The sequence below is a fragment of the Porphyromonas sp. genome (assembly GCF_030529325.1).
Classification (GTDB): domain Bacteria; phylum Bacteroidota; class Bacteroidia; order Bacteroidales; family Porphyromonadaceae; genus Porphyromonas_A.
Genome location: NZ_JAUMXC010000048.1, coordinates 1 through 14566, shown reverse-complemented (window position 1 = coordinate 14566; position 14566 = coordinate 1). Strand labels below are relative to the sequence as shown.

The 14566-nt window shown below is 44.6% G+C and carries 11 protein-coding genes and 2 pseudogenes; 8 read left to right on the top strand and 5 right to left on the bottom strand.

The window, feature by feature from the left end:
* The 3 genes and pseudogenes from Q4A14_RS07395 to Q4A14_RS07385 all read right to left on the bottom strand — a co-directional run.
* Positions 1–187: pseudogene (locus Q4A14_RS07395) on the bottom strand (bifunctional DNA primase/helicase); the annotation flags it as partial.
* Positions 184–576 (bottom strand): hypothetical protein, encoded by a 393-nt coding sequence (locus Q4A14_RS07390; protein ID WP_303171097.1) that lies wholly within the window; start codon positions 574–576, stop codon positions 184–186. The gene Q4A14_RS07390 and the pseudogene Q4A14_RS07395, both read right to left, overlap by 4 nt.
* Positions 563–1042, bottom strand: coding sequence for a hypothetical protein (locus Q4A14_RS07385; RefSeq protein ID WP_303171095.1), 480 nt, complete (start codon positions 1040–1042; stop codon positions 563–565). Before Q4A14_RS07385 ends, Q4A14_RS07390 begins: the two co-directional genes overlap by 14 nt.
* Before the next feature lie 884 nt (positions 1043–1926).
* Here Q4A14_RS07385 and Q4A14_RS07380 point away from each other — a divergent pair.
* Positions 1927–2517 (top strand): AraC family transcriptional regulator, encoded by a 591-nt coding sequence (locus tag Q4A14_RS07380; protein ID WP_303171094.1) that lies wholly within the window; start codon positions 1927–1929, stop codon positions 2515–2517.
* Between the two features lie 199 nt (positions 2518–2716).
* Positions 2717–3343, top strand: a pseudogene (locus tag Q4A14_RS07375) (DUF417 family protein).
* Between the two features lie 281 nt (positions 3344–3624).
* Here Q4A14_RS07375 and Q4A14_RS07370 read toward each other — a convergent pair.
* Both Q4A14_RS07370 and Q4A14_RS07365 read right to left on the bottom strand, forming a co-directional pair.
* Positions 3625–5337 carry an ABC transporter ATP-binding protein gene (locus tag Q4A14_RS07370; RefSeq protein WP_303171092.1) on the bottom strand — a complete coding sequence of 571 codons (1713 nt, stop codon included), beginning with the start codon at positions 5335–5337 and terminating at the stop codon, positions 3625–3627.
* Positions 5330–7108: an ABC transporter ATP-binding protein gene (locus Q4A14_RS07365; protein WP_303171090.1), complete on the bottom strand. Its 1779-nt coding sequence runs from the start codon at positions 7106–7108 to the stop codon at positions 5330–5332. The genes Q4A14_RS07370 and Q4A14_RS07365 overlap by 8 nt, the downstream gene beginning before the upstream one ends.
* 709 nt (positions 7109–7817) lie before the next feature.
* Between Q4A14_RS07365 and Q4A14_RS07360 the strand changes: the two genes are divergently transcribed.
* The 6 genes from Q4A14_RS07360 to dusB all read left to right on the top strand — a co-directional run bounded on the left by Q4A14_RS07360 (position 7818) and on the right by dusB (position 14497).
* A complete protein-coding gene (locus tag Q4A14_RS07360; protein WP_303171089.1) occupies positions 7818–8795 on the top strand; it encodes a hypothetical protein in 978 nt (325 codons plus the stop codon).
* Positions 8796–8836: 41 nt separating this feature from the next.
* A complete protein-coding gene (locus Q4A14_RS07355; RefSeq protein ID WP_303171087.1) occupies positions 8837–9235 on the top strand; it encodes a hypothetical protein in 399 nt (132 codons plus the stop codon).
* A gap of 10 nt (positions 9236–9245) precedes the next feature.
* Positions 9246–10064 carry a metal ABC transporter permease gene (locus Q4A14_RS07350; protein WP_303171085.1) on the top strand — a complete coding sequence of 273 codons (819 nt, stop codon included), beginning with the start codon at positions 9246–9248 and terminating at the stop codon, positions 10062–10064.
* Positions 10061–11509: a hypothetical protein gene (locus tag Q4A14_RS07345; protein WP_303171083.1), complete on the top strand. Its 1449-nt coding sequence runs from the start codon at positions 10061–10063 to the stop codon at positions 11507–11509. Before Q4A14_RS07350 ends, Q4A14_RS07345 begins: the two co-directional genes overlap by 4 nt.
* A gap of 282 nt (positions 11510–11791) precedes the next feature.
* Positions 11792–13465, top strand: coding sequence for a SulP family inorganic anion transporter (locus Q4A14_RS07340; protein ID WP_303171081.1), 1674 nt, complete (start codon positions 11792–11794; stop codon positions 13463–13465).
* A gap of 21 nt (positions 13466–13486) precedes the next feature.
* Positions 13487–14497: a tRNA dihydrouridine synthase DusB gene (gene dusB, locus Q4A14_RS07335; RefSeq protein WP_303171079.1), complete on the top strand. Its 1011-nt coding sequence runs from the start codon at positions 13487–13489 to the stop codon at positions 14495–14497.
* Positions 14498–14566: the final 69 nt, after the last annotated feature.

Sequence of the window (14566 nt, the reverse complement as noted above, 5' to 3'; positions counted from 1 at the left end):
CATTACCAAAGTCTTTCATTCGGTAACACTGCGTTTTGGTATCCAAATAAATATTACAGGAAGCACGCCTATCGTCGTACAGAGGGTTTCTAAAGTTGCGTTTGGGCACGAAGTCAATCGGCATATAGAAGCAGAATACTTCTAAACCTCGATTGGTGCGAGCTAAGATTTCTTCTTTCAGATTCATAGTTCCTCAAATATTACCGTATCCTCTCCCATATAGCCTTTAATGATACCATCTTTGTAGGCATTCATTCTCTGCAAAGCTTCTAACCTGCGAAAGCCCTTGAAAGTTGCTCGTCCCGTCTTGATAGCAAGATATAAGCCCTTAAAAGGATAAACCACATGATTGCTCGACAGGTAGCGATAGGGAATAACTTTAGCTTCTCGCCAACGTGCCAATGATGCTTTCGAGATACCCAAAAGGCGAAGAACATCAGAACTATTCAACTCTATTTTATCCTCTAGTACCAAGTAGTCACGTTTAAGTTCCAGAATGAAGCTTGTCACCTGTCTGATGTCTTCACGAAGAGCTCTGACTTCATCAAGCAACGATACTGGATTATTTGTGTCCATAATTCTTGAAAAGTTGTTGTACAACTTCGAACAATGATGCTAAGAGCTGCTTCATGCTCTCATCATCTCCTCGCTCTTTCATTTGCAGCACAAAGTGCTCAATGTGAAAAAGTATAACTTCTGTGTCTATTTGGAACAGCTTGCATACAATCTCCATGAGATCTCTTTGTTCGATAGTGGAGAACCTTTGATGTTTCTGAGGAGTCGTAATAGATTCCACAAAGCCTGAAGGGAGGTGAAGTAAAACAACCTCCTTGTCAAATGCCTTTGCGCACTTTAGATAGGTGCGAAGATTGAGATTGCTCTCTAACTTACAAGCTTTAATAAAATTGGAGTATTCCATGTTTGCATTCATTGCAACTCTCTTGAGATTGGAAGAAGCTCGAAGTCGCATTTCCAAAGTTGGACAGACAATAAACAGGCATCCTTGTTCCTCCATTTTGGGGCGTTTCTTTTTGGGCATCATATAAGTGTTTATATTTTTTACTGCAAAGTTCCATAGAGAACAGCTCAGAAACAGAATATTATATTACCATTATTTGGTATTATGATACCATTGAGAAGGATTTGCCACATATAGGTTAATGAAAGTCAGTGCACGGTGCAAGCCCTTATATATAAAGAGGCTTGCACCGTGCACTGAAAATTGTAGCCAAAGGAGTTGTAAAGCTCTTTCTATCAGGAAGTTTGGAATAGGTTCATTTTTGTCGTACTTTTGTACCAGCAAAGAGAAGGGGGACTATGCAGACTTTGTACAGCAGTGGCATCTGTGTGTACTCTCAAAATATGCCAAATTGGCTACAATTTGGCTACAGAGGGTTAGAAGAGTAGTCGTAAAGTTTTGATAATTAGCTTTTTAGATATAGTGGTTCACAGTCTGGTGGCACCACTGTAAAGATGAGACTCCTGACTTTTTAATAAGTTGGGAGTCTCTCTTTGTATATACTGTTTTGGGAGATTTTGGATGCCTTTTTATCTTGTCACGCGGATTTCTCTTCAGATGCTTTCTTCGGAGAAGCCTTTATGTGGAGAAGATTAAGTGATATTTACTACCTTTATGAAAGGGGGAATAAACAATAGAGATATCTCAAAGCCGGTCTATGTCTCAATTAATATTCATACAAGATCTGTCATCAGATACGATAAGCACTTCATTCTCCTCTTCTCTTTATGGGATTTTTCTTTTTGAGGATGAGGCTTCTTTTACTGTCGATGCTACTGCCTACAAGACGGATCGGAACACAGTCCTCTTTTTATCTCCTTATCAGAGTCTGGTGTGGACAGCACCTCCGAAAAAATGCCGACAACTCTCTTTTCACAGTGATTTTTATTGTATAGAGTATCACAAATATGAGGTGGCTTGCAATGGTTTGTTGTTCAACAATGCCCTATCTCAAGCCCTATGTCAAAGTACCGGACTCTCTCCTGCAGCATCTTTGTCAACTCACAAATCATATCCAAGACGAGCAGAATAGCCATGGGGCAGATCAGCTTCTGACTTCTTCCATCATCAAATCTTATCTTCAGCTCCTTCTTACTCTTTGTAGTAGACAAAAGGATGCTTTGGAAGGGCAATACAGTACGACTATAGATCGGCAGGCTTTCTCTTTTGAACAATTGCTGGAGAAATATCATCTCTCTGAGCGTCGGGTGGGGTTCTATACAGACCAACTTGGACTGTCTCCTGAGGTTTTGAGTCGGAAGAGTCGGCAAGCGTTTGGTAAGACTCCGACTCAGTTGATTCAAGATCGTGTTATCATCGCATCCAAAAGATTTTTGCATCTTTCTGACAGAAGTATCAAGGAGATTGCACTCCTCCTGAATTTTCAAGATGAGTTTTATTTCAGTCGTTACTTTAAGAAAGCAACAGGGCTCTCTCCTAAGCACTTCAGAGATGAAGTGGGTATTTCTATTCTTCCCCCTGATCGTACTTCTCTCTGAGTTTTTTCTTTAGTCTTTTCTCTGTGTTCTTTTCCCTGAGGTCTGCATTTAAACCTCGGGATGGTGTTTTTTCTTACGAAATTGACTTTTACACTGCGAAATGTCAAATCTATCCATGTTATTATCATTTTTATCCATTCTATCTCTGAGCAGAAAGCATGAACTTTGCAGTGTACATAATTTTTAAATACAGAAAGATATGAAACAGTTTGTAGAACTACTCTTTGAAAAATCGAGTAAAATATTATTGACTTTGGAGCGCCCTTTCTTCAACTTTATGCGCATATCCATTTTTGTTGTGATGGCTTGGATTGGGGGGCTTAAAGCCTGCCAATACGAAGCTGACGGTATTGTTCACTTTGTGAGTAACAGCCCCTTTATGAGTTTCTTCTACAAGTATTCTCAAAAATATGTGGAGAATGAGAAGGGAGAGATGGTCAAGGAATACACTTTGTACAAGAATTCTGAAGGAAAGATGGTGCAGAAGAATATCGATTGGCATAAGTCCAATGGTACCTATCCATTTTCATACGGCTTGGGGACATTTATTGTACTGATAGGATTGACTGTGCTTTTAGGTATTTGGTCTCCTAAGATCGGACTTATCGGAGGTCTACTTACATTCGGGATGTCTATAGTCACGCTTTCTTTCCTTATCACTACCCCTGAGGCTTGAGTCCCCAATCTGGGCGGAGATCTGCCTACCCCCAATCACGGATTTCCATACCTTTCCGGTGTAGGGCGGCTCATCATCAAAGATATTATCATGAGTGCCGGAGGTCTTCTTGTGGCTTGGGATGCAGCTCGCAGAATACTTAAACGCTGATAATCGAGTCTCCTATAATTTCTAAAGATGGGGTGTGACATAAATCGTATGTCACACCCCATCTTGATTTTAGGTTTATGCGGGAGTTCCCGAATGAATGTGCTTACCTTGACGCATCAAGTCAGACAACTTTTTCAGTTGCTGAGGATAGACCTGAGAAAGACGGTTGCTCTTTTTGCATGGAGGATGAAATATACCCGGATATCGCTTTTTAATAAACTCGTGGGATGATCAATTTCATTTGTGCAATAGTCAGCATCCCAAAGGGTTTAAAACTTCCTTCATTGAAGCATCTTTCGGTAGAGCTCTGATTTTTCTCTCAGTTCCTCATCTGTGCCTATTGCTTCGACTTTGCCCTGATCGAGGAGTACGATTTTGTCCGCGCCTCTGATTGTTCTCATTCGATGAGCGATGACGATGACCGTTTTGTCCTTGATGAGTTTGGAGAGGGCTTCTTGTATGAGGCTTTCGTTTTCTACGTCGAGGGAAGCAGTTGCTTCGTCCATCAGGATGATAGGAGCATCTTTCAATATCGCTCTTGCTATGGAGATGCGTTGGCGCTCTCCGCCCGAGAGCCTCTCTCCATTTTCTCCGATGAGGGTATCGATACCATTTGGCATTCGTCGGATAAACTCGTCACAGCGGGCTACTTGAGCTGCTTGAGCGATTTCTTCGTCCGTTGCACCTTTTTTGCCGATGCGGATATTATCCTTTATGCTGGAGTTGAAGAGGACGACATCCTGAAAGACTATGGCATATTTTTTCAGTAGAGTTTCAGGGTCGATTTTACTGATGTCTTCGCCACCGAGTAGTATCTGCCCTTGTTGGATATCCCAAAAACGTGCGGCCAGTTTGGTCAGTGTCGTTTTTCCGCTGCCTGAGGCTCCGATCAGTGCTGTGATTTCTCCCTGCTTGGCCGTGAAGCTTACCCCATTTATTACTGTGTAGTCTTCGTAACCAAATACTACATCCTTGAAGTCTATATCGTGGTTATTGATGTTCAGGTCTTGTTTGCCCTCTTGAATAGGCATGGTTTTAATTTCTTTGATCCTCCCTACCACACTGTCAAGCATCACGATCATCGCCATGAAGGAGAGTATTCCTTCGATAGGGAGATAGATACTTGCTGTAAGCATCAGGTAAGCTATGTAGACGAGGATGTCGATCTCTCCTGCGATAAGCATCTTTGCACCCAAGATAGTGACGGTGACGATGCCAAGTTTCATAAGCATACCCGCAAGTGCGAAGGTGATACCGGAGGTAAACTCTGCCTTGATTTTTGCCTTGGTAGTTTTATCTATTTTTTGATTAAACTCATCCAATGCTTTTTCCTCCAAGTTATAAGACTTTATCTCTTGGATCTGATCAATATTCTCCTGCAGATCGTCGAAGACTTCCCGGTTGGACGCTATCCAGTCCGTGATGGCTTTTCGCTGACGCCTCTTGGACAGGGTAAATATCAATAGTGAAACAGGAATGACCCAAAGTGCAGCCAACCCAAGTTGCCAATTGTAGGTCAGTATCATTATTGATATAATACTTGTGGATATGATGGTCGAGTAGATGTGCGGTACGGCATGTGAGAATATCTGCTCGTACAATGTCAAATCGCTCATCATCGTAGCCGATAGGTCTGCGATGTCTCGTTTCCCGAAGTAGGAGAGGGGCAACTTCTTCAGTCTGTTGGCAATCTCAATTCGCAGGTTTGCACTTTCACTATATACATTGTCGTAGAGACGGACATAGTCCCACCTTGCGACCAAAAACATCGCAAGAAGCATCATGATGATGATGACGCAATATTTTATGAGCGAAAGTTCCATAGAGACGGGGATATTTTCCAACTCTCCTATGTATTGAAATAGGAACATAAACCCTATGATGGGGGGAAACATCTTGGTCAGGTTCAGTATGGTGTGCGAAAAGATAGACTTCTGAAGGTTTTTTGCTCCATTGTCTGACATTGCATATCTTCTCTTCAAAAACTTATTCATTTTTACCTCCTATTTTCCAGTTTGCTGCTTGTTGATATTCGTCCCAGAGCTTTGTGTAGATTCCACCTTGGCTCAATAATGTTTCGTGTGTCCCACTTTCGGCAATTTTTCCTTTGTCTATGACAAGTATTTTGTCAGCATTCAGGACTGATGATAGTCTGTGCGCAATCATCAGTGTCGTCCTGTCTTGTGACAACGCTTTGAATGAAGCCTGAATTATATGCTCATTTTCAGGGTCTGCAAAGGCTGTAGCCTCGTCAAAAATGACAAACTCGGCATCTTTGAGAAAAGCCCTTGCAATCGTAAGTCTCTGTATCTCACCTCCTGAAAAATAGGTGCCCTTGGTGCCATAGATTGTATCCAATCCTTTTTCAAGATGCTCCACAATCTCTTTTGAGCCGGATTGAGCAAGAGCCTTTTCAATGTCGCTGTCACTTGCATCAGGTTTTCCCAATAGCAGATTTTCTTTGAGGCTCATTTTGAATAGTTTTGAGCTTTGAAATACGAAAGCGATCTTTTTCATCAAGGTTGTTTTGTCATAGTCTTTGATGTTGGTGCCGCCGATGAGCACTTCTCCCTCATCTACATCGTAGAAGCGGGCTGCGAGACGAGCTATTGTAGTTTTTCCTCCGCCGGACGCACTGACCAAAGCCACAGTCTCGCCTTTTTCGGCTTTGAAAGAAATATCATCCAGGACTTTATTGTTTCCATACGAAAATGACACATTCTTAAATTCTATTCCTTCTCCCTCGCCTACTTTGTCTCCGTACGTCAACTCTTCATATTCCAAGGTCGCATCTATTTTGTCTAATGCAAGCTGAGCAAAATAGGTAAAGTTGCTGATCGTGGCACTTCTCATGATAAAGATACCAAAGACAGGTCCGATCAACAGATAGATAACACTATTGGCGAGCACTTCACGCATATCTCCCCCTGTCGTGAATATCAGGATAGCAATGGGTACGAGAAAAAATGCCGTTGAGCTTGATACTGCCTCAAAGAGTGACATCTGGTTTTTGAAAGACATACTCCACTTTACCACGAGGTCTTTCATTTTTATGATCAAAAGATACAGACGTTCAAAACTTTCGATGCTTTGGGCAAAGGTCTTTACTACCGGAATACCACGTACATATTCCACAGCTTCAGCTGATAGTTCCGACAGTCCGTCATAGTATTCCTTTCGCATCTTCATATTGCTTTTGGTCGCCATTGTTCCCATTAGCAACATTCCTACGACAATGGGTATAGTGCTCACCAGCCCCAATCTCCAGTCGAAAAGGAAAAAGAACACCAATAAGACAATGGGAGTGATGACAGTCATCGCAAAGTCGGGCAATTGGTGAGCGAGCATCGTATGTGTTTCGGCTGCTCCATCGACGATAACTTTACGAAGGTGTCCGCTTTCTCGGTTGAGGAAAAAGCCCAAGGGCTTTGACATCATCTTGGCTACGTTCAACTTTATGATGTTTTGCTCCACCTCAAAGGCAAACAGGTGAGATACAAGTAGAGCCGAAAAGTATAGCAGTATCCCTCCTGCAGCGCAAATTGCGGCATAGGTCGCATCCCGACTTATCGCAATGGGATCTATCTGACCACTCAGTATGATCCCACTCACTATCCTATGGATAAAGACCATGGGCATAAGTATCAAAATACCGGAAAGGGCAGAAAACAGCATTGCCAAGTAGAGCATATACGCTTTTTTGCCCGAGTAGAGGAGCAACCTCTTGAGTATGGACTCTTTTTTTTCTGCTTTTGTGTTATTCATTGATCCTATTCTTAGTTGATTAGTTGTGCGTGTACGTCGGTTTTCGGAAAAAGACTTCATAATCCCGAGCAAATCGCCTCTAATTAAGGGGTTTACTCCCGATCTTGAACCCATCTGAAACTCTTCGGGTATCTCTTTCTGATCATTCACGAATTTATAGTATCACTATAAGGTCTGCAATCGCTAAAAGTAGGCATTTTCTACCCTTTTTCTTTGTCTATATTCACGATGAAGGTATATGCTCTTGAGTGTGGGGGCGTGAATACCAAAGGATATTGTTATGATGTGAAAGTGGAATGCCTGATATATCTTTTTTGGGAGGGAGTTTCACGTCTGCGTCTTTGTCTTTGTTACTTTTCTCAAAGGGCTTGAAAAAGGTTGTCTAACTTGACGCGTCAAGTTAGACAACTTGATTTGTCAAGGTAGCCACATTGATCTCGACCATTGGATAATTCTTTGTTTGAGGCACTTTGACAAAGCTCCCACCTATCGGGGTGTGTTTTGAGAGAATCTGTTGTAGATACATCCTCAAAAAGAGTCATGAGTAAGATCAGATGGCTATTTTAGAGCACATCTATTAAATGTCTGTGGGCCAATAATTATGAATCTGTACTAATGCTTTTCATGTCAAAAAAACTGTGGATGGGATGCCCTCTTATTCGGGGAGATTTTGTATCTTCGAGAGTTAGAATATTAGACTTTGTGGGATATGAGAAGACTTATCAGACATATTGAGCAGTCACTTTACATACATGAGTGTGTAGTGGTACCGGGGTTTGGAGCATTCATTAAGCACCGTGTGTCCTCGTCATTGGACGAAGGTAAGGGCCTTATATATCCGGGACATTTCGCTCTTTCATTCAATACGGCAGTACAGCAAAATGATGGGATACTTGTCAAAAGCTATAGTGTTGCTTTTGCAATGAGTTATAAGAGGGCTTTGGCATTGCTCGAGAAGGATATCGAAGAGTTGCGTACAGCCCTTCATTCGTCCTCGGTTGTGGCACTTGGCAGTATAGGTCGCATGTCTATGGACAAGGGTGGAGAACGTATCTCCTTTTACCCAAACGCAGAGCATCCTTTCTCCATATCTCACTATGGGCTCAATCCGGTAGCGCAGTTACCAACACTTCACCGGGCACAACCGGCATCTACTCCTTCGCTTCATGATGGAGTGTATTATCTTCCCATCAATATTAAGGGTTTAAAGTATGGTGTGGCTGTGCTGGCGCTCATGGCTATGACGTGGTTTATCCCGACCAAGACGATATCTGTCCCTCAAGAGAGTTATCGTGCGGGATTCTTCACATCGATCATGGACAGGGCATCGGAGCAGGCTAAACAGGTGCCAACCGCTGAAGCATCTGCAGAGATCCAAACTCCCCCGGCTGTGGGTGTGACGGAAACGAGTCGCCTCGGTGGTCTGCCTCTTGTGACCGAAGTCCGCGGAGAGCACAAATTCTTTGTCATCGTTGCTACCTACAAGACAGAGTCAGGTGTAGAGAAGCACATGCAGTACAATGACCTCTCTAAGTTCCCCAACGCAGGGATCTTGCGCACTGACAACAGTAATTATAAGATTTACGTAGAAGCTTTTGGGACGAAAGAAGAGGCCGTTGCCTATGTCGGCTCTACTCTCAAGGAGATCAACGGTAGCATCTCTGCTTGGATACATAAAGTCAAATAATTCTCCTCAAGCTCTTCTCCTCCATAAAACCGAATACAGTAATGGATATATCCTTCTCAAACCCGATGGTCATGTTGGGCGTGTTGGTCGTCATCTTGATCGTACTCGTCATGCTGCTGAAGGTAGCTAAAGTATCACCCTCTTCCGAAGGTCAAAAGACCTGTAGCAAGGGTGGTGGATGTTGTGGTGGCTCGAACTGCCACACAAAGAAGACTGAGGGGCCTCGCATCGTCTATTTCGATGATCATGAACTTGATCGTTTCAGAGATCGGATGCCGGATAGTTATAGTGAGAGTGAGGTAGCCGAGTTTGTCGAGGTATATGAAACCCTTCTTACCGAAGACAAGGACGGTTGGCTCGATAGTCTCAAGCATCGCAGTATCGTATTACCCGATGCCTTGGCACTCAGGATCGCATCCGAGAAGCAATCACACCTCTAAGTTCCAAGAAATGTCATTGTTGGAGTACAGTTTCTTTACCTACTCGGCACTCGGTGTCCTACTTACAGCCATAGCGACAGGACTCATCGGCAGTTATGTCGTTGTGCGTCGCATGGTCTTTATAGCGGGTGGCGTGACACACAGTTCGTTTGCCGGACTGGGTTTGGGCTTCTTCCTCGGACAGTCGCCCCTCTTGTATGCCATGGGTGCTGCTATCCTGAGTGGACTTGGAGTAGAAATGATCTCCGACAAAGGTAAAGTACGTAGTGACTCTGCCATCGCAGCAGTGTGGTCGTTGGGGATGGCGATCGGAGTTCTCTTTACATTCATGACTCCGGGCTATACTCCCGGGCTCAATGCATTCTTGTTCGGTAACATTCTCTTGATCAGTCGCCTTGATCTGATTATGCTTGGGGCTTTCCTGGCTGTAAGCATTCCGGCGATCATCTATTTTTACAATCCCCTCCTCCTTGTCTCTTTTGATCCCGAGTATGGACACACCCGTGGTATCAATGTCCGCCTTTATCGCCTTGCTCTCATGATCTGGATATGCATAGGTATAGTACTCAGTATCCGAGTCATGGGGATAATGATGCTGATGAGCATGCTGACTCTGCCTCAGATGACTGTCAATCTTTTCACTTCGGACTTCAAGAAGATCCTGATCTTTTCGTGCATTCTCAGCATCCTGTCCGGTATATGCGCCCTCATCGGCAGCTACATCCTCAATCTCCCTACAGGAGCTTTCTCGATCCTACTACTGACTATCGTCTTCGTGGTGGCAAAGGGGGTACGCGCGCTACGTCAGCGACGCCTCGCTCAAGCATGAGACCGACTTACAGACTCCTACTACTCTTAACGTTTATCTTTACCATGTCTGCCTGTGCATCTTCACGCATAGGTCGGAGGCTCTATCGCTTCAATACATTGCATGCACTGAGGACAGAAATGTCTACGGCTGAAAGTTCGTTTTCTCTATACCTGCCAATCTCACGTGCTGTTGAAGGAAACGTTCCTCCTCTGTTGCCTTCTTATTTTGGTTATCGAGGAGAGAAAGAGGCCGAAGGCGTCTTTAGAAAGGTCCTCAATACAGCAGAAATGTATTTGAACAGTTGCAGGCCCGAAGATTCGACGATACCCACGGAGGATCATGTCGGTGTCTGTGAAGCCTGGCAGATCAGGCTCGATGCACTCTTCCGACTCGGAGAGGTGGCGCAACTTGAGTCCGAAGCTCTCTTTTGCATCGATCATTACAAGGATGAAGCTCTTCTCCGCCAAGCCTATATTTATGTAACGACCGCCCTTGCGGCACAGGGAAAGGTTTCCGAAGCAGAACTGTGGTACGACAAATATATCCGGATCAAGCCCTCTTCCGAGGATGATATCTCACTGCTATCTACCCGAATCTATCTCGACATCGTGCAAGGGGACACCCTCAGTGCTCGGTCCGGACTGGAGACTCTGCTCTCTGAAAAGCATCTGCCGAAAGCCCTTCGGGCTCTTACCTTGCGACGACGTATTGATCTCGCAAGGGAGTTGGGAGATAAAGCTCTCGCTCTGAGCGATCTTTCCCTCCTGCGTTCTCTCCTCATATCTAAATCTCAAGTGGGTGCCATCGATGCAGAAAAATTTGTTGTGGAACCAATCTCTAAGCAGGAAGCCTTTGTTCGTCAATGGATAGAGACGGCAAAGGGGGATGATGACCTTCGGACGGAAGTTATCAGGATATTGAGAGATAGGAGCTATGATGCAGGTGATTTTTATGAGGCATTGCTTTTCCATGAAAAGTTACCTGACTCGCCCGGTCAAAATCTCCAGAATCATAGGGACAGTATCATGTACGGAGCTCTCATTCGTTTCAAGCCGGATATACGATTGATACATGTATATGGACAAGCAAAGAGCAAACAAGGTCGATACATAGAACTTGCTCCTCTTCCCGAGGTGATGCCTGACACCGATATCAGACAGAGGGCGCAACGCAGTTTCAGAGACTTGTGGGGCAACGTCCCCAACTATGACTTTTGGGCAATGACCTCCGATCGCCCTGCTTTTGACGGAGAAACTTTCTCTACCGAAATATTGAATGCAGAACGTATTTCTGTTGAAACTTATCAGAGTGCCCTCATCAGAGTTGGTCTGATGTGTATCGAACTCCTTTCTGATGTCGATAAGGCACGCACTTATTTTCAGAGATGTGTCACTGCAAATCCTGAATCACCCGAAGCCGAGCATGCTCTAAGGCTCCTACATCAGCTATCCGCATCAAAGTAGCAACAGCTCAAAATCGATGTGGCTAACTCATCGAGTAAACTGTCATTGTTGCAATAATCGAGAAGCGGAGTCAAGATGTCTGCGTGGTGAGATCTCACAACAAAGAATTGTAGTACCTTTGTCCTTATTTTTTGAAACTGAAAAGTTTAGACCATTATTTATGATGCTCGTTTGATGGTTGGAGTGGGGCAAGAGATCACTTTCTATCTCCCATATATGCCGGAGCATTGTACCAAACTTTATCAGATCAAACTTCCATAATATATATATTATCATACAGCTATGCTAAAAAATCTGCCTGTCCCTCAACTCTTCAAAGACTTGAGAACTTACAATAAGGAGAAGTTTTTCAAGGATCTCACGGCCGGTATCATCGTCGGTATTGTGGCTCTTCCGCTTGCTATTGCTTTTGGTATTGCCAGTGGAGTATCGCCTACCGAAGGTTTGATCACAGCCATCATAGGAGGGTTTATTGTCTCTTTCTTGGGGGGGAGCAAGGTGCAGATAGGAGGGCCGACAGGAGCTTTTATCGTCATAGTATATGGCATCATTGCCCAGCACGGTATCGATGGTCTGGCGATCTCTACCCTTATGGCAGGACTTATGCTTCTATTTATAGGTTTCTTGAGGTTGGGGACTGTCATTCGGTTTATTCCTTATCCCATCATCGTGGGCTTCACCTCAGGTATTGCAGTGACGATCTTCACCACTCAGGTTAAGGATATACTGGGTTTGTCTATAACGGATATCCCGGGAGACTTTATGGGGAAGTGGGAGTCGTATTTTGCTCACCTTGACACATGGCAGCCGCTTTCAATGATATTTGCTGTGGTAACAGTACTTATTATCGTTATTACTCCTAAGTTTTCAAAGAAAATTCCCGGCTCTCTCGTAGCTCTGATTCTTTTGACTGTTGTCAGTTTTCTTATGGGAAAATACACTACGGTAGAGACTCCGGATACGATCGGAGATCACTTTACATTTACAAGTGCGTTGCCGGAGTTTCGTCTTCCTGAGCTCTCTATTGCCAGATTGCAAGCACTACTGCCAAGTGCTTTTACCATAGCCATGCTCGGTGCGATAGAGAGTTTGCTGAGTGCCTCGGTCGCTGATGGTGTCATCGGAGCCAAGCATGATTCCAATACTGAGTTGATAGGACAGGGGGTAGCTAATATTGTTGTCCCATTTTTTTGCGGGATCCCTGTTACAGGGGCTATTGCTCGTACGATGACAAATATCAACAACGGAGGCCGTACTCCTATTGCGGGGATTGTTCATACTGTTGTCCTTCTCCTCATCCTCTTGTTTCTTTCTCCACTTACAGCCTACATCCCTCTTGCAGCTCTCGCCGGGGTGCTTGTGATAGTCTCGTATAACATGAGTGGTTGGCGTTCGTTTGTTGCCTTTTTCAAGGGCTCCAAGAGTGATTTGGCTGTCCTCCTTGTCACCTTTATATTGACCGTACTCATTGACCTCACTGTTGCCATCGAGATAGGTATGTTGCTTGCTATCCTCCTCTTTATGCGCCGAGTGATGCAGGTGACCAACATCAGTAAGTACGACAATGAGTTTGATCCGTCAGGAGGGGCAGAGACACGTAGTCGTGAAAGTCTTGCCCTGCCTGAGGGTGTAGAGATATATGAGATCGATGGTCCTTTCTTTTTTGGGATAGCAAATAAGTTTGACGAGACGATGAGGGCAATCGCAACCAAACCTTACTGTCGTATCATCCGCATGCGCAAAGTGCCATTTATCGACAGTACAGGTCTTTACAACCTCAGTATGATGGCCGATCACCACAAGGGAGAGGGTATTGTCATGATACTCAGCGGTGTGCGTGATGAGGTAAGGCAAACCATAGAGGCATCGGGGCTGTTGCCCAAACTTGAAAGGGAAAATATATGCTCCGACATATTTGAGGCGCTCGAACGTGCCAAGGAGCTCCAAAAAACTTAACTACTTACTTTAATTTTTTAGATGAAAATAGGATCAATAGATTTTGGCGAACGTCCTGTATTCCTTGCCCCTATGGAGGATGTTACAGATGCATCTTTCAGGTTGTTGTGCAAGGAGTTTGGCGCGAGCCTGGTATATACTGAGTTTGTCTCTGCAGATGCTCTCGTCCGAGGGATAGGCTCTACAATGCGTAAGATGCAGGTGGCAGATGTCGAGCGACCTGTGGCTATACAGATATACGGCAGGGATACCGAGACAATGGTCGAGGCTGCAAAGATATGTGAGGAGGCTCGTCCTGATATTTTGGACATCAATTTCGGCTGCCCGGTCAAGAGGGTGGCAAGCAAGGGGGCAGGCTCCGGCTTATTGCGTAATATCCCCCTTATGCTCGACATCACTCGTGAAGTCGCAAAGGCTGTATCTATCCCGGTGACCGTAAAGACACGTCTTGGTTGGGATGCCAATGATATTGTCATAGAAACCCTTGCAGAGCAACTCCAAGACGCCGGTGCTGCGGCAATCACCATCCATGGCCGTACTCGTAGTCAGATGTACAAAGGGGTGGCGGATTGGGGGCCTATCGCTCGAGTGGCTGCCAATCCTCGTATCACTGTTCCTATCATCGGGAATGGAGATATCCTTACCGGCGATGATGCACTCATGAGATTTGAGACGACAGGAGTAGATGCTGTGATGATCGGTCGTGGCAGTATCGGGAGACCTTGGATGTTTGAGGGGGTAAAGGCCGGATTGAGAGGGGAGGAGCGTCCCCGACATGACTTTTCGTGGTATATGGATGTCCTCAAAAGGCAAGTCAATGAGAGTATAGACAAGTGTGGAGAGTATGGTGGCATTTTGCACATCCGGCGCCACATCGCCATGACTCCTATATTCAAGGGGATACCTGATTTCAAGAGTATGCGTATAGCATTGTTGAGAGCAGGAAGTAAAGCCGAATTGTTTGAGTTGCTTGATGATGTCCCTCGCAAGTTTGATATCTCTGTCGTAGATCTTGACTCTCCCAACAACTAAGGTCATCTATAAAATTTTGGTAGTGTCCGAAAAAGTGTGTAAGGTTAGTTCTCCCTTTTTCCCCTGGGG

What these genes read in the sequence shown, in the direction of transcription:
- Q4A14_RS07390 (WP_303171097.1), bottom strand. Translation starts at nt 576, where the DNA reads ATGGACACAAATAATCCAGTATCGTTGCTTGATGAAGTCAGAGCTCTT.
- Q4A14_RS07385 (WP_303171095.1), bottom strand. Translation starts at nt 1,042, where the DNA reads ATGATGCCCAAAAAGAAACGCCCCAAAATGGAGGAACAAGGATGCCTG.
- Q4A14_RS07380 (WP_303171094.1), top strand. Translation starts at nt 1,927, where the DNA reads ATGAGGTGGCTTGCAATGGTTTGTTGTTCAACAATGCCCTATCTCAAG.
- Q4A14_RS07370 (WP_303171092.1), bottom strand. Translation starts at nt 5,337, where the DNA reads ATGAATAAGTTTTTGAAGAGAAGATATGCAATGTCAGACAATGGAGCA.
- Q4A14_RS07365 (WP_303171090.1), bottom strand. Translation starts at nt 7,108, where the DNA reads ATGAATAACACAAAAGCAGAAAAAAAAGAGTCCATACTCAAGAGGTTG.
- Q4A14_RS07360 (WP_303171089.1), top strand. Translation starts at nt 7,818, where the DNA reads ATGAGAAGACTTATCAGACATATTGAGCAGTCACTTTACATACATGAG.
- Q4A14_RS07355 (WP_303171087.1), top strand. Translation starts at nt 8,837, where the DNA reads ATGGATATATCCTTCTCAAACCCGATGGTCATGTTGGGCGTGTTGGTC.
- Q4A14_RS07350 (WP_303171085.1), top strand. Translation starts at nt 9,246, where the DNA reads ATGTCATTGTTGGAGTACAGTTTCTTTACCTACTCGGCACTCGGTGTC.
- Q4A14_RS07345 (WP_303171083.1), top strand. Translation starts at nt 10,061, where the DNA reads ATGAGACCGACTTACAGACTCCTACTACTCTTAACGTTTATCTTTACC.
- Q4A14_RS07340 (WP_303171081.1), top strand. Translation starts at nt 11,792, where the DNA reads ATGCTAAAAAATCTGCCTGTCCCTCAACTCTTCAAAGACTTGAGAACT.
- dusB (WP_303171079.1), top strand. Translation starts at nt 13,487, where the DNA reads ATGAAAATAGGATCAATAGATTTTGGCGAACGTCCTGTATTCCTTGCC.